The following is a 14613-nucleotide window of genomic DNA, read 5'->3' as shown; positions in this document are numbered from 1 at the left end:
GTTACCCAGGTGCGTATTCGCACGCTTACTGATGACGCGTTCCGGCAGCGTCGAAGAACGTGGTGTCGCCGTGATCGGCGAAACTTATTTGCCGTCTCCTGGAAGCCGGGCCGTATCAGCGACCGACCAGACGTGCTCAGCGGCTAGGTGGTTTTGCGGATGAGAGCGGTGTAGCCGGCGAGCGCTAAGGTGGCCAGGCCCCAGACCGCAGCCTGCGCAACCCAGATCGCAATGGTGAATACTCCGCCCCAGACGGTGTCGGGATTCAAGTCGCATCGTGCACGCACCCCTGTCGGGGAGAAGGGCAGGCCACGATCTAACCCGACGCCGATCAATTCGACCGTTGTGCAGCTCTTTCCAGCGGGTTCGCTGAAGGTGGTGACGCGTTCGGCGGTGTGGTGGTCGCGATCGGTGATTTGCCCTGCCCAGAATCCGAGCCCACCGCAGGCGGCAACTGTGAGCAGGAGTGCGACTGCCATACGGCGGGCGCGGTACCCATAGCCGGCCAGCTTGCCCCAGAGCCAGTGGAACCGGCGGGCGCCCCAGCCTCCGATCGCGTTTGGCGCCCGGTCGTAGAGATCGCGCTGTTGAGCAATCAGGATTCGGCGAGCGTTTCCATCGTGTCCAGCGGTCCGTTCGACCGCAGCGAGTTGCTGATACGGGCTAGTACTGCAACGGCAGTCGGGTGGTGTGTGGTAGATCATCCTGGTGGTGGTCGATGTGGTGATGGATCAGCTGGATCGGGTGCATGAGCGGATCGCGGGCCGGTTTACCCGCTCGGAGCCGCGGGCTCGGGCGCGGGAGTACATGTCCGGGCTGGTCGCGGGTTTGGAGCGGAAGAACGGCTGGACGCTGGCCGAGCAGGCCGGCGAGGTGTCCCCGGACGGGATGCAGCGGTTGCTGCGGTGGGCGGATTGGGACATCGACGGTGTCCGCGATGACGTGCGGGACTATGTCGTCGAGCACCTCGGTGAGCCCGGTGGTGTGCTGATCGTGGACGACACTGGGTTTCTGAAGAAAGGCATCCGGTCGGCTGGGGTGCAGCGGCAGTACTCGGGAACGGCGGGCCGGATCGAGAACTGCCAGATCGGGACGTTTCTGGCGTATGCCTCCGATGGTGGGCATGCCCTGATCGATCGGGAGCTGTATCTGCCCGAGCCGTGGATCGCTGACCCGGATCGGTGCCGGCGGGCCGGGATTCCGGACGGGACCGAGTTCGAGACGAAACCGCGCCACGCCATGGCGATGCTGGCGCGGGCGTTCGACGCGAAGGTCCCGTTCGCGTGGGTCACCGCCGATGAGGCTTACGGTCAGGTCAAGTACCTGCGCGGGTGGCTGGAGGACCGCGATGCCGCGTATGTGCTGGCCACCAAGGTCAACGACACCTTGACCACCACCGATAGCGCTGAACGCCGGGCGGATGAGCTGATCGCGGACCTGCCCGCCCGGTCGTGGCGACGGCTATCTGTCGGGGCCGGCGCGCACGGGCCACGCGAGTACGACTGGGCGCGGATCCCGCTCGGGACCGGCTGGCGGGCCGGTCGCGGGCACTGGCTGCTCGCGCGGCGCTCGATCAGCGATCCGACCGAGATCGCCTACTACGTCTGCTACGGCCCTCGTCGCTCGAGCCTGCTGGATGTGGCCTGGATCGCAGGGACTCGCTGGCGGATCGAGGAATGTTTCCAGCAGGCCAAGAACGAAGCAGGGCTCGACCAGTACCAGGTCCGGTCCTGGCGGGCGTGGTATGCCCACATCACCCTGTCCATGCTCGCCCACGCCTGGCTGGCCGTGTCCCGATCCGTTGCCGTAAAAGGGGAATCGGTGTCGGCGAGCCGGGCATGATCGGATTTACGCTACCGGAGATCCGGCGCCTGCTCATCAGACTGGTCTTGCGTGTCACCGACGCCGCCGAGCATGTCTGGGCTTGGTCACGTTTCCGCCGGCGACGACAACACCAAGCCCGTCTCAGCCATTACAAACGCCGCGGCTATCCACTCACCTGACTGCCGTTGCAGTACTAGGTCGATATTCTCTGGTGTGGAGCCGAATGACGTGCAGCCACTGCTGCCAGCCCATGCGACTGAGCGCACTGAACGTGAGCCCGTCGACATCGACAACCTTTGCATCCGAGCAGGGGGAGTCCGGCGTCGGTGCGGAGCAAACGACAGTAAAGGGAAGATCAATCGCCTCTCCTGCGTGAGCCTCCTGAAGCTGCAGGGACGTGCCGGACGCGTTGCTGATCTCAGCTCCTTCGAGATCGAGCCTGCCGCCAATCCGGGCGCCGAGGAGACGAACCGTACCCAACTCGCCAGCGCCGCCGACCTTGATGTTTCTGAGATCGAGGTTCCCGTCGACCTGCAAGCGATCAGCACGCAGCGCTGGACCGGTGTCGTTAGCAAGCTCGGCTCCGTCGAGGTCGAGCATGCCGCCGATGCGGGCGCCGTGCAGATAGAGCACACCGAACCTGCCAGCCCCGCGCGCCCGTGTGGCCATCAGCAGCAGGTCCCCCTTGACGCTCAGCCGATCGGCGATCAAGGCTGAGCCAGTTTCGTTACTGATGTCCGAGTCGCTGAGTACGAGTTGACCGCCGACCTCAGCACCGGTCAGACGAACCTCACTGCCGACTCCGGAGCCGACGATCCGCACCCCCCGGAGGTAAATGTCCCCGTCGACCTTCAGACCATCGGCGAGTAGCGTAGGCCCGCCGTCATTAGTGATTTGAACGTCGTTGAGGTCAAGCACGCCGCCGATTCGAGCTCCCTGCAGGCTGATTGAGCCATTTCCGCCTCCGCCAACTCGCACACTGTCTAGACGTACGTCGCCGCCGACAATCAGTTGGCGTGCGAGCAGGCCTTCGATGTGACTGCGGTTCAGCCAGAGCCATGGTAGGTGGCAGTTCGTCGTGTCAATGTACTCAGGAAAGACACAGTTGATCAGCCTGAGTCCTGTGTCGGCAGAGATCGTGTCGAGATCCAGCATGCCGATGATTCGGGCCCCCATCAGCCGCACGCCACGGGGATCGACCGGGCCATGCAAGCCGAGCAGCAGCTCCCGCAGGAGCTCCGCCTGGACCTCACGAGCTGGATCATCATCGGCGGCGAGCTGGTCGACTGGAAGCTCGCTACACACCAGCATCGTCCCGCACCGGGCAGCCTCAATGACCTCGAGCTCGCGGCTGGTCAGGTCCGACAGGGTGGGTCGTGGTCGATAGTCGGTCACTGTGAAATTGTCTTCACCTCGCTGCGTTACCTTGCACCGGCCTCCGACCTGGCGCGGCCGGTCGTGCGTGGCCGTCAGCTTAGCCGTGTGCTGAGGCGAGACGCCGTCGGCGCGCAGCCGGTCGAAGAAGAGTTCGTGCTCTTTGTGGGACAGCCGACCTCTTCGCGGCCGGTGCAGCTGACCTGGATCCGGCTATGCCCGGTGAAAGGTGCAGGTATCTCGCGTGAGAACGTCGTGATTCACGATTGGGGCCCGTGACCTCAGCCGGATCGCCCGTTCGGCGCACGCTCGGTTCGGTCCAGATATGGCAGCGTGGCCGAACAGGCAGGAGAGCGATCCAGGGGGTGATCCGGTGGACGAAGAGTTCGTCCGGAGTAGTGACCTGCGGTCGGAGTTGCGCGGCGAGCTCGTTGTCATCCTGCTGAAGGTGGTCAAGCAAGTCGAGTTCGCCACGGAGATCGCCGAAGAGCGGCTGGATCAGCGCAAGCTGGTCCGCGAAGTGTCCACTGACCCGCGGCTGATGGATCATTTGGTACTGGAGTACGGGCCGGTGCTGGACGCGCAGCAGACTCTGTCTTCGTTGCACGACGAGCAACTTCGGTTCTGGACGCCGGACTGGCGTCCTGACCGACGCAATTTAGCCGCGATCTTCGTAGGGCTGGCCATTCCTTCCGTGGCGGTGTGGCTGCTGAGCACGTTCTCTTTTCTCAACGGAACCATCACAGCGTTGGTGCCGTTCGTGCTGCTGGGAGCAATGTTCGCGGCCCTGGGATTTCTCGTCCGGAGGGGACTTCCGGAAACTGTCTGGCAGCGGCTGAAGTGGGAACTCAGCCGGCTGCGCGCCCGGGCTGCCCACCGCGGTGATGAGCACGAATGGCGTCAGGCCGTCCGCGACGCCGTGGTCGTTCCGTATGTCCGGGAGTGGATTAACGGCGCGAAAAAGCCGACGTTCGACACCCTTCTGACATTGCGCGATGGGTCGGGTCTCCAGGCTCAGGGCGGGGAGGACCCGTTGGTCCAGACACAATCGATCGAAGCCTTCCGGCGCGAGCTATCGCGTCCCGATCCCGGCGCCATCGGGATCGCCGGACCGCGTGGCGTCGGCAAGTCGACCCTGATGGAGAGTGCTCTCGACAACGCCTTCACAGGGGCTGGACAGCCGCCGTTCCTTAACGTCGCGGCGAGCGCACCGGTGAGGTACGACGCCCGCGAATTCATGTTGCACCTCTACGCCATCACCTGCCGCGCGGTTCTCCGCACCGCGGGGCCTGACGAGCAGGTTCCCGCGGAAAGCGAAGACGAGCTCGTCTGGCGAAGGCTGCGGCGGCGGGCGGTCTTCATCAGCCGAGCGTGGTACGGGTTCCGCGTCATCTTGACCAGCGCGCTCTGGGCAATCGCTTCAACGGTCCCCCTGATCATCGGCCTCGACCTCGCCTCCGCGAGCCGGGAGGTGACCGCGGCGAGAGTCAGTGCGATGGTCGACGGCCTTCTCACCGATCCCGCAAACTACCTCGTCCCCTGGCACTGGAACCTCCTTTTGCAGATCTCAGCGATGATGATGCTCGCGTACGCAATGATCAAGCCTGCGTGGCTGGTCACCCGGTACTTAATCGAAGGGTTCGCGGCCCTGCTGTTCGGAGAATGGCGGCGCCGGGTGCGCCGGTACTACAGCCTGGAGCACAAGGCCTTGTGCGCCCTGGCTTGGCGTGATCTGCGTCAGGTGCGGTTCCTGCAGACCCGGACCGAAGGGTGGTCGGGAAAGCTGAGCAGCGGTGGTCTATTCGAACTGGGCTTGACCCGGACGATCGCCCGAGCTGAACGCCCGCTGACTCACCCCGAGATCGTTGACGACTACCGCCGGTTGCTCGAGCGCGTCGTCTCGGTGCTCGCTCCGGACGACATCCGCGGGGTCATCGTCGGGATCGACGAGCTCGACAAGTTCGCCGACGCCGCGCAGGCCAGGGAGTTCATCGACGAGATCAAGGGCATCTTCGGAGTGAAAGGATGCGTATTCCTCGTGTCCGTGTCCGAGGATGCGCTGACGTCGTTCCACCGTCGAGGCATTCCCGTTCGCGACGCCTTCGACAGTGCCTTTACCACCGTTGTCCGAATCGAGCCCTTCACTCTCGACGACGCCCGTGCGTGGCTCGCGAAGCGCGCCATCGGCATCCCGGAACCCTTCATCCACCTTTGCTACTGCTTCTCCGGTGGGCTTCCCCGCGAGCTACGACGCACAGCGGTGGCGATGTACGACCGGCATACCGACTCCGAGCTTGAGAGCGACCTCGACTCGATCGTTCCTTCCTTGGTCGCCACGGACCTCTCGGCCAAACTGAAGGCGTTTGCGAGTGCTGCCGTGCAGTTGGAGGGCGAAGCTGATCCGAGTTCGTTCCTGGTCACAGTGACCTCCGCGGTGCACGGCGAAGCCCCATGGATGATCAGCCAGTGTGTCGCCTTGCTTCCCGACGACGACGCAGGCATCCCGACGGCACTGTCCCGGCTGCACTGGGAGGCCGCGAGCTACCTCTATTTCAGCGCGACCATCGTCGAGTTCTTCACCAACAGCCTGACGCCCAAGACAGTCCGTCTGGCCATGAGTGATGGCAGTGTCGTCTCGCTGGCGTCGGCTCGGCAGCAGATGTCGATCGATCCTCGGGTGAGCTGGCAGCTGATCACGGACTTCAGGCGACGGCGAGGACTGACTGAGGTCGGCCACCTGCCTGACGGAGGCGGGTAATTCGGCGGTCGCGCTGGTGGTGATCGTCCGGTCAGCCGTCCTGCCGCCGAGCACGCAAAGCGGCCCAGTGGCGCAGGTGTTCGGTGATCTGGGCCTCGTGGCCGTTTTGAGTGGGCCGGTAGTAGGTCTCGCGGTCCATGCCGGCGGGGAAGTAGTCGGCGCCGGAGAAGCCGTCGGCGGTGTCGGGGTCGTACTGGTAGTCCTTGCCGTAGCCGAGGTCCTTCATCAGCCGGGTCGGGGCGTTGAGGATGTGGGCGGGGGGCGTGAGTGAGCCGGTGCGTCGGGCGGCGCGATTGGCCGCGTTGAAGCCGCGGTAGACGGCGATGGACTTCGGGGCGGTGGCGAGGTAGACGACGGCCTGGGCGATCGCCAACTCGCCCTCGGGGGAGCCGAGCCGCTCGTACACGTCCCAGGCGGCGAGCGTCTGCTGAACCGCGTGCGGGTCGGCCATACCGATGTCCTCGCCTGCGAAACGGACCAGCCGGCGGGCCACGTACAGCGGGTCCTCGCCACCGTCGAGCATGCGGGCGAGCCAGTACAGCGCCGCGTCCGGGTCGGAGCCGCGCATCGACTTGTGCAACGCGGAGATCAGGTTGTAGTGGCTCTCCTGCGCCTTGTCGTACAGCGGGGCGCGCTGCTGGATGTGGTGGGCGAGCGCGGTGGTGTCCAGGGGCGTCCCGGTGTCCGGGAGGGCCTGGAGCTGTTCGGCCATGTTGAGGAGGTAGCGGCCGTCGCCGTCGGCCATGGCGATCAGGGCGCGGCGGGCGTCGTCGTCCACGGGCAGCCGGTGGCCGGTGAGCTGCTCGGCACGGTCGAGCAGCGTGGTCAGCGCGGCTTCGTCGAGGCGTTTGAGGACGAGGACCTGGGTGCGGGAGAGGAGTGCGCCGTTGAGCTCGAAGCTCGGGTTCTCCGTGGTGGCGCCGATCAAGGTGATCGTGCCGTCCTCGACGTAGGGAAGGAAGCTGTCCTGCTGGGCGCGGTTGAAGCGGTGGATCTCGTCGACGAACAGCAGGGTGCCCTGTCCGACACTGCGTCGGTTTCGTGCGGCGGTGAAGACTTTCCGCAGGTCGGCGACGCCGGAGAAGGTGGCCGACACCGATTCGAAGGTCAGGTTGCTGCCGTCGGCGAGGAGCCGGGCGATGGTCGTTTTCCCGACGCCGGGTGGTCCCCACAGGATGGCGGAGCCGAGGCGCTGCTGGGCGACCATGCGGCCCAGTGGGGCGTCGGGGGCCAGGAGGTGGTCCTGCCCGACGACCTCGTCCAGGTGGGTGGGGCGCAGGCGGTCGGCGAGTGGCCGGGCGGGCTCCTGGTCGAAGAGCGGCAGGGTCGGTTCGATCGGTTCCATCGGACTCTCGGATCGGAGGTGGGACGTGTGCGGGCGTATCGAGCGTTGCACGGGACACTGACGGGGTAGCTGGCGGCGCTCATCGAGCACCGGGGCGGTCGCGTCGCGGCAGCCGCTCGACGACCAGTTCGTAGGAATTCGCGACGGCGTCGGTGATCAGTCGCTTGGTGATGCCGGGTCCCGGCCCCAGCGAGATCCAGTGCCGTTTGTCGAGATAGCGGCCTGGTGTGATCGAGACGTAGCCGCGTTCTTGTGCGCGGGCATGTTCGGGTTCGCATTTGACCGTGATGATCTGGTCGTCCGGGTCGTCGGTGACGATCAGGAACACCTTGCCGGCCACCTTGTACACGTCCAGGTGCTCGGTGAACGGGTAACCGTGGTCCGTCCCGGGCAGCGCGAGGGCCGTGGCGCGCGCGGCGTCTTGGAGCCGGTCACCGGCCGCGCTCACCGAGTCGCCCGCGTGGCGCTGCCGTAGGTGTGCGGGTCGACGGGCCGCTCGGCCTTGGACAGGTGCGAGATCACGAGCAAGTAGGAGTCGGTGACGAGTTCCTCGACCAGCTTCTCGTCGACGTCTTCCCCGGCCTCCAGGGTGATCCAGTGCTTCTTGTTCATGTGGTAACCGGGGGTGATGTGGCTGTTGTGCTCCCGCAGGGCGAGGGCCTCGCCGGGGTCCGCTTTGAGGATCACGACGGGACGCCCCGGAACCTCGGTCATGAGCATGAACACCTTGCCGCGGACCTTGAAGACCTCCCAGTCGGGGCCGAAGGGGTGCTCCAGCCGAGCTCCTGGCAGTTCCTCCGCTCAGCCGACGGCGGTCTTCTGCAGGGTCGATTCGTTCATGGGTGAGCCTCCTCTGGTGGTGACGAACTGTGACAGCGGCTGCGGCGGCACGTCCCCATCCTTCCCGCGAAGTCGACCAAGAGGGCTGTAGGCTGCGGACACGTGATGGTCGACAAGCGACACCCCAGGCCGAGCGAACCGGTGGCGGTTCGGTTGTACGGTTTCCAGCCGCCGGTCGGTACTCCGTACGGCCTCGAGGTGATCACCATCGAGGACTTCTTCGCCCAGCACGACGCCTGGCCGTGGGATCCGCCTCGTCCGGGCCGCGCCACCTTCCACTACCTGATCCTGGTCACCGAGGGTGAGTTGCGGCACGACGTCGACCACGTCACGCGGACCGTCGCGCCCGGCCAGTGGCTGTGGGTGCGTCCCGGACACGCGCAGTGCTGGCACCCGCCCGGCGACGCCCGCGGCCCGTTCATCCTGTTCGAGCCGGAGGTGCTGCGGCCCGACCTCGCGCGTCTCCTGGCCCCACTCACCGCGCACACGGCCCCGGCCGTGTTGAGCCCGCACCCCGATGACGCCCCCTGGCTTCAGCAGACGGCGTTCCAGCTCTTGGATGAACACCGCGCGCTCGGGCGCCGCCCTCTCGATGTGCACCACGCCCTGCGGCGCAGTCTGCTCGAATCGTTGCTGCTGCGCCTCACCAACGCCGCCGGGGTCGCCCCAGCCGACGCGATGGCCGGGACGAGCCGTGGTGACCTCTATGGACGGTTCGTGAACACTCTGGAGCTGCATTTCCGCGAGCTGCATCGGGCTGGGGACTACGCCGGGCTGCTCGGCTGCTCGGTCCGTACCCTCAGCCGCGCCGCTCAGGACGCCACCGGCAACGGGGTGCGTGAGCTCATCAACGAGCGGCGGCTGCTCGAAGCCCGACGCTTGCTGGGAAGTGCCCGGTGGGACGCCCGGGCCGTGGCCGCTCATCTCGGTTTCACTGATCCCGCGAATTTCGGCCGCTTCTTCCGCGGCCGCACCGGTCTCACCCCGGCCGCCTTCGCCGCCGACGGGGCCCCGACCGTCCCTCCTCCCCCAGGTTGACGATCCCGGTGGTTTCCGGCCGGTCTCAGCCGATGGCCTCGATGGTGACGTCGGCGGTGCCGTCGTACTTCTTGAAGGCATCGGCCCCCGGGTCGGTTTCGCCGAGGATGACGATGCCGGGGTCGGGGATGGACTGGCCGTCGTGGTCATAGAAGACGGCGATGTCGGGACCGGGTGGCCAGTACCTGATGTGGCAGATCTCGTAACTGGACCGCGGCTCGCCTCCTGCGGCGAGAGACCGGGAAAGGGGTCCTGCCCTCTGGGGTGTTCCGTCTGATCTCGTTCGGCTACCGCGCACACCCCCCGTCCCGCCCGCAACCAACCGGATCGAGGATGTCCGCGACCCGGCCGCCGCCCGCGACATCCTCGATCAGACGGCTTCAACCCCCGCGTCCAGGAGATCGCCCCCGGCGCCCCCGGCGCCCGCGAACTGCTCGCCAACCTCGCCGACCTTGCCGCCGGCCCCGCCGCATCGGAATCGGATGTGCGGGAGGTCGGCACGTGCATACGGCCTCACCGAAATCCTGGCCCGCGAACTCCGGGAGCGTGGCCGCGAGGTCGAAGTCGAGCAGCTTCACGTCCATCTGCCGCGCGTCCTCAAGACGCCTACTGGTACCCCGCCGCCGACCCCGAGCAGGAAACCGCCTGATGATCTGTCGCGTGTTCCGCCGCTGCGGCCACGCGCCCGGCGCCCTGAGCGCCGAGGAACGCGACGAATTGCATCTGAAGCACCACGTGCCGCCTTTGGCCGACGGGCCCAGCCTCGCCTCGCAACGCGCGGGTGCCGGCACGGTCAGTCTGTGGTGAAGCTGGACAGGACCGCAGCCGGGAGGCGGCTGCCTGCCGAGCCGCGGGGAAGGGTCTCCGTGATGCGGGCCAGATCGGCGGCGGAGAGCTGGACGTCGGCGGCGCCGGCGTTCTCCTCGATGCGCTTGGTGCTGCGGGTGCCGGGAATGGGCGCGATGTCCTCGCCCTGGGCGAGCAGCCAGGCCAGCGCGAGTTGGGCGGTGGTGATGCCTTTGGTGTCGGCCAGATTCTTGAGCTGTTCGGTGGCGTGCAGGTTGTAGGTGTAGTTCTCGCCCTGCCAACGTTCGTCCCAGCTGCGCATGTCGTCCGCGGCGTACTCGCTGGCGGGCTTGACCTGGCCGGTGAGGAAGCCGCGGCCGAGCGGGGAGTAGGGCACCAGGCCGATGCCGAGTTCCCGTAGGACGGGAAGGATCTTCTCCTCGACCTCCCGCTCGAAGAGCGAGTACTCGTACTGGAGCACGGAGACCGGGGTGACGGCGTGGGCGCGGCGGATGTACTGGGGGCCGACGTTGCTCAAGCCGAAGTACTTCACCTTGCCTTGGGTGATCAGGTCGCCGACCACGCCGGCGACCTCCTCGACCGGAATGTCGGGGTCCGAGATGTGCTGGTAGAAGAGGTCGATGTGGTCGCTCTGCAGGTAGCGCAGGCTGTTTTCGGCGACCTTGCGGATGTTTTCCGGGCGGCTGTCGAAGGCGGGGCTGGTCGCCGGTGCAGTCATGTCGAAGCCGAACTTGGTGGCAAGGACCACCTCCTCGCGGAAGTCTTTGACTGCCTTGCCCAGGAGCATCTCGTTGCTGCCGGTACCGGCGCCGTACAGCTCGGCGGTGTCGAAGAAGTCGATCCCGAGTTCGTGGGCGCGACGGATGGTCGCGATGCCCTCGTCGTCGTTCGAGGCGCCGTAGGCCATGGACATGCCCATGGTCCCCAGGCCGAGCGCCGAGACGCGCAGACCCTGAGAGCCCAGATTGCGGTGCTGCATGAGTTCACTCCCTGAGTACTTCGCCGGTTTCACCCGCAGAGGTCAAACCGAACTGTTCGGTTTGACTCTACGCGCCGATCACCCGGATGCCAAACCAAACGGTTTGGCGCTCTATTCTGGGACCATGTCCCAGTCCCGCGACTCCGGCGAGACCGCAGCGCCCGCCGCCGCCGGCGGCGACACCACGCGCGAGCGCATTCTTACCGCTGCCATGGAGGAGTTCGCCCGCCACGGCATCGCCGGCGCCCGTGTGGACCGCATCGCCAAACTCGCCAAGACCAGCAAAGAACGCGTCTACGCCTACTTCCGCAGCAAAGACGCGCTCTATGCCGACGTCGCCGCACGGGAGTACGTCGTCATCGCCGAGGCCACCCAGATAGTCCCCTCCGACCTCCCTGGCTACGCGGGCCGCCTGTTCGACTACTTCGTCGCCCGTCCAGACCACCACCGCCTGATCACCTGGGGCCGCCTCGAACTGCCGGGCGCCGCAGCCGTTGCCGACGATTCCGCCCAGGCAGTGATCGCCCGCAAAATCGACCAGCTTCGACAGGCGCAGCAGACTGGACAGCTCGACCCCGCCTGGGACCCGGCCGACGTCCTCGCCCTGGTGAATCAGATCGCCATGACCTGGGCGTCTCAACCCGAACTCAGCGAGGCCGCCGACGCACACGCCGCGGATCCCACCACTGCCGCGCGCCGCGCCGCGGTGGTGACCGCTGTCGAGCGGCTTTTCCCTCGAGCGCGCTGAGGTCCCGACCTGCGGCAGCCCTGCCCGAACATCCCTCGAACGGCGCCGGCCGCCCTTGCCGCTCACCAATGGGTACATCCTGCGGACGAACCAGCGCTGCTGGCCAGGCAAACATCACGCGGTGGCCCAGGTCTCAGTCGTCCAGGACGACGACGTGCTTGCCCGGCGTGGTGCCGGACTCAAGGTCGGCCTGGGCGTCACGGATCTGTTCCAGGCCGTGGTAGACCTTCGCGATCGGGACTTTGAGGCGCCCTGCGGCGATGGCCTGGAGCTGGTGGGCGAAGACGTCGGCCGGGAGGTCGGCGGCCTGACCGCCGTAGGACGTCAGCCGCACCCCGAAGGGGATCATGAACGGGGAGAAATCGGGGATCGTCCACTGGCCCGCCAAGGCTCCGGTGAAGCAGACGGTGCCGTCCCGGCGGACGGTGCGGAGGGTGTCGGCGAGGACCGAGCAGCCCACCAGTTCCAGCGCGGCGTCGACGCCGTCCGGCACCAGCTCGCGCGCCTGGTCGGCGATAGTGCCGTTGTCGATGAGGGGATGGTCGACGCCCGCGGCCCGCAGTTCACCGGCCCTCTCCGGGCTGCGGGTGGTGGACAGCACGGTGGCTCCGAGGTCCTTCGCGATCGTGGCCGCGCTCAGCCCGACCGTGGAGGTGCCGCCGCGGATCAGCAGCGTCTGCCCCGCCTTCAGGCCGAGGCCGATGGCGAGGGAGCCGTACGCGGTCTGGAACATCTCCGGCAGCGCACCGACGACCTCCCACGGCAGGCCGGTCTCGAACGGGATGACCTGCTCCGCGGGGACGGTCACGTACCGGGCGTACGCGCCGTCGTACGAGCGGCCCATGCCGCCCATCATCGTGGCCACCTGCTGTCCCGGCCGCAGCCCGCTGGCCTCGTCGGCCTCATCGACCACGCCGACGCCCTCGATGCCGGGGACGCGCGGGTAGGTGACGTCCGGGCTCGACTCGCCCTTGCGGGTGGTGACCTCGGACTCGTTGACGCCGAACGCTTTTACCTTGATCCGCACCCAGCCGGCCTTGCGTACCGGCACCGGCACATCCTTGATCTCCAGTGCGTCGAGGCCGCCGGTCTTGGTCACGACGACGGCCCGCATCGTCGCCGGTACGGAGTCACCGGCCGCTGTCGATTGGCTCATTTGAGTTCCTCCCTCTGTTTGTCCCCCTTGGCGCGCTGCTCGGTATCCCCAGCCGGCCGTCAGGGCCGGGCGATGCCCTCCCACAGGTCGAGGGACTGCTGGTAGTGGGCGGTGGCCTCGAAGGGCGGGTGGCCGACGCTTTCCGAGGTGGGCCGGTCCGTGACGGCGGGCCACAGACGGGTCTGCTCGCCGGTGGCGAAGTCGAGCACGAGGTCGCGGATACGCGTGTCGCGCTCGGCCTGACCCGCGCTGCGGCCCGGCTGTTCCTGGCCGACCAGGGCGTACATCTCGGTGCCGTGCACGGCGGGCGCGCCCTCGGCGGGCCCGATCAGGAGGAGATGGGCGTTACCGCCCGCGGCGGCATGTGCCAGGGCGCCGCGGGCGGCCGGGAGCGCGAAGAGGTAGTCCGCCATGACCGCGGCACGGACCTCGGCAGGGGTGCGGCCGCCCTGGTCGTAGGCATCGACGATCTTCTTCGCGCGGGAACGGGAAATACGCCACCCCGCGACTTCGTCGACGATGCGGTCGACGGTGCCCGGGTCGAACCGGTCGAAGTCGTTCGCCACCCACCAGCCCATGTCGTCGCTGGCCATGCTCAGCAGCACGTCGACATCGCGGTGCGCCCCCGAGGCCAGGACGTCCATGGGATGGGCGTGCACCACCGCGCCGGGCTGCCCGAGGTCCAGAACGACGCCGGTGGCCTGGTTGTCCACCCCGCCCCGGACTCCGAGATCCGTCGGGGCGACCTTGCTCAAGGCATCCCTCAGGGAGGCCGTGTCGAGGTCGAGCAGTTTCTCCGGGTTGCCCGCGACGCCGAGTTCGGTGACGAACCGCCCCGCGAGCTCCTCGGCCCACCAGGCCGGAACGCTGCGGGCGGGCCCGCCGGAGAACCCGGCCAGCCGCCGGTACAGGCCGTCAGCGGAGGAGGCCCCGAGCAGCCCGAAGGTGGTATAGGCGCCGGCACTGTGGCCGTAGACGGTGACGTTGTCGGGATCGCCGCCGAAGTGGGCGATGTTCCGCTGGATCCAGGTGAGCGCGGCGATGACGTCCTGGAGGAAGAGGTTGCTGGCCTCCGTCAGAGCGCCGCCATACTGCGAGAGCGAGAGCGCACCCAGCGCGCCGAGCCTGTAGTTGATCGACACCGCCACCACGCGCCCTGTCGTGGCGAGTCCGGCGGCGTTCGAGGTGATCTGTGTGTTCGCGCCGTACTCGAATCCGCCGCCATGGATGTACACGGCCACCGGCAGTGCCTTGCCGGCCGGCTTCTCGGGGGCCCACACGTTCAGGTTCAGGCAGTCCTCGCCGGTCCCGCTGTCCGCTTCGAGCCAGTCGCCGTTGTCGGGCTGGACGGGGGCAACGCCCTTGCGGTCGTAGGGGCGGTCCGGGTCGAAGCCCGCGACCACGGGGCGGCGGTATCGCTCGGCGGTGGCGTACGGGATTCCCCACCAGGACCGCACCCCTGGTGCGGTAGGGGCCGTGGGTGCGGAGGCGGTCATGACGTGTCCTTCCGGCGCGGTTCGGGTGTTCGCGCGGGGTGTCGGCGGCTGGTTTCTTGTGCTCGATCATTTCCCGGGGTTCGGCAAATGGCCCTGCCGACATCGGTCATCTGGTGGTCATCAGGTGACAGTCTTCGCTGCCCCTCTTCTTCTTGTCGTCGCTTCGTGAAAACTGACCCCCAGGAGTCTTCCGAAAGTTGACCCCCTCTGAGGTAGGAGGGTGCTGAACGTGGAGGACTGGGCGGAGA

At 67.3% G+C, this 14613-nt stretch carries 12 protein-coding genes and 1 pseudogene; 4 read left to right on the top strand and 9 right to left on the bottom strand.

Translation table 11 applies throughout. The features are described 5' to 3' along the window. Positions 1-143: 143 nt before the first annotated feature. Complete coding sequence (locus AB0N03_RS45840) at positions 144-704, bottom strand: hypothetical protein (RefSeq protein ID WP_364386648.1); 561 nt, start codon at positions 702-704, stop codon at positions 144-146. Between the two features lie 4 nt (positions 705-708). On the opposite strand from AB0N03_RS45840, the gene AB0N03_RS45835 reads away from it, so the two are divergent. Beyond that, complete coding sequence (locus tag AB0N03_RS45835; protein WP_364386646.1) at positions 709-1842, top strand: IS701 family transposase; 1134 nt, start codon at positions 709-711, stop codon at positions 1840-1842. A gap of 153 nt (positions 1843-1995) precedes the next feature. On the opposite strand, the gene AB0N03_RS45830 is transcribed toward AB0N03_RS45835, so the two are convergent. Beyond that, positions 1996-3219, bottom strand: a complete 1224-nt coding sequence (locus AB0N03_RS45830) for a hypothetical protein (RefSeq protein WP_364386644.1) — start codon at positions 3217-3219, stop codon at positions 1996-1998. Positions 3220-3571: 352 nt separating this feature from the next. Here AB0N03_RS45830 and AB0N03_RS45825 point away from each other — a divergent pair, with 352 nt between their 5' ends. Continuing rightward, positions 3572-5956, top strand: coding sequence for a hypothetical protein (locus AB0N03_RS45825; RefSeq protein WP_364386642.1), 2385 nt, complete (start codon positions 3572-3574; stop codon positions 5954-5956). A gap of 31 nt (positions 5957-5987) precedes the next feature. On the opposite strand, the gene AB0N03_RS45820 is transcribed toward AB0N03_RS45825, so the two are convergent. The 3 genes from AB0N03_RS45820 to AB0N03_RS45810 all read right to left on the bottom strand — a co-directional run bounded on the left by AB0N03_RS45820 (position 5988) and on the right by AB0N03_RS45810 (position 8093). Next, entirely contained in the window at positions 5988-7301 is a 1314-nt protein-coding gene (locus AB0N03_RS45820) for a replication-associated recombination protein A (protein ID WP_364386640.1), read from the bottom strand. Positions 7302-7380: 79 nt separating this feature from the next. Beyond that, positions 7381-7749, bottom strand: a complete 369-nt coding sequence (locus tag AB0N03_RS45815) for an MmcQ/YjbR family DNA-binding protein (RefSeq protein WP_364386638.1) — start codon at positions 7747-7749, stop codon at positions 7381-7383. Beyond that, complete coding sequence (locus AB0N03_RS45810; RefSeq protein ID WP_364386715.1) at positions 7746-8093, bottom strand: MmcQ/YjbR family DNA-binding protein; 348 nt, start codon at positions 8091-8093, stop codon at positions 7746-7748. Before AB0N03_RS45810 ends, AB0N03_RS45815 begins: the two co-directional genes overlap by 4 nt. A gap of 189 nt (positions 8094-8282) precedes the next feature. On the opposite strand from AB0N03_RS45810, the gene AB0N03_RS45805 reads away from it, so the two are divergent. Then, positions 8283-9179, top strand: coding sequence for an AraC family transcriptional regulator (locus AB0N03_RS45805; protein ID WP_364386636.1), 897 nt, complete (start codon positions 8283-8285; stop codon positions 9177-9179). A gap of 25 nt (positions 9180-9204) precedes the next feature. Here the strand turns inward: AB0N03_RS45805 and AB0N03_RS45800 are convergent, their stop codons facing one another. Both AB0N03_RS45800 and AB0N03_RS45795 read right to left on the bottom strand, forming a co-directional pair. Continuing rightward, positions 9205-9477: a cyclophilin-like fold protein gene (locus AB0N03_RS45800; protein ID WP_364386634.1), complete on the bottom strand. Its 273-nt coding sequence runs from the start codon at positions 9475-9477 to the stop codon at positions 9205-9207. A 495-nt stretch (positions 9478-9972) separates the two neighbouring features. Beyond that, positions 9973-10965, bottom strand: coding sequence for an aldo/keto reductase (locus AB0N03_RS45795; RefSeq protein ID WP_364386632.1), 993 nt, complete (start codon positions 10963-10965; stop codon positions 9973-9975). Between AB0N03_RS45795 and AB0N03_RS45790 the strand changes: the two genes are divergently transcribed. Further along, positions 10964-11713: a TetR family transcriptional regulator gene (locus AB0N03_RS45790; protein WP_364386630.1), complete on the top strand. Its 750-nt coding sequence runs from the start codon at positions 10964-10966 to the stop codon at positions 11711-11713. The genes AB0N03_RS45795 and AB0N03_RS45790 overlap by 2 nt on opposite strands. A 133-nt stretch (positions 11714-11846) precedes the next feature. Here the strand turns inward: AB0N03_RS45790 and AB0N03_RS45785 are convergent, their stop codons facing one another. After that, positions 11847-12869 (bottom strand): zinc-binding dehydrogenase, encoded by a 1023-nt coding sequence (locus AB0N03_RS45785; RefSeq protein WP_364386628.1) that lies wholly within the window; start codon positions 12867-12869, stop codon positions 11847-11849. A 59-nt stretch (positions 12870-12928) separates the two neighbouring features. Continuing rightward, a pseudogene (locus AB0N03_RS45780) lies at positions 12929-14371 on the bottom strand (carboxylesterase family protein); the annotation flags it as partial. Positions 14372-14613 lie beyond the last annotated feature (242 nt).

Origin of the sequence: Amycolatopsis sp. NPDC051061, from assembly GCF_040682935.1 — a bacterium.
Taxonomy (GTDB): Bacteria; Actinomycetota; Actinomycetes; order Mycobacteriales; family Pseudonocardiaceae; genus Amycolatopsis.
This window is presented reverse-complemented; position numbering and strand designations above follow the sequence as displayed.

Excerpts from the sequence above, each read along its gene's own strand:
- AB0N03_RS45840 (WP_364386648.1), bottom strand. The coding sequence starts at position 704 with ATGATCTACCACACACCACCCGACTGCCGTTGCAGTACTAGCCCGTAT.
- AB0N03_RS45820 (WP_364386640.1), bottom strand. The coding sequence starts at position 7,301 with ATGGAACCGATCGAACCGACCCTGCCGCTCTTCGACCAGGAGCCCGCC.
- AB0N03_RS45790 (WP_364386630.1), top strand. The coding sequence starts at position 10,964 with ATGAGTTCACTCCCTGAGTACTTCGCCGGTTTCACCCGCAGAGGTCAA.
- AB0N03_RS45795 (WP_364386632.1), bottom strand. The coding sequence starts at position 10,965 with ATGCAGCACCGCAATCTGGGCTCTCAGGGTCTGCGCGTCTCGGCGCTC.
- AB0N03_RS45785 (WP_364386628.1), bottom strand. The coding sequence starts at position 12,869 with ATGAGCCAATCGACAGCGGCCGGTGACTCCGTACCGGCGACGATGCGG.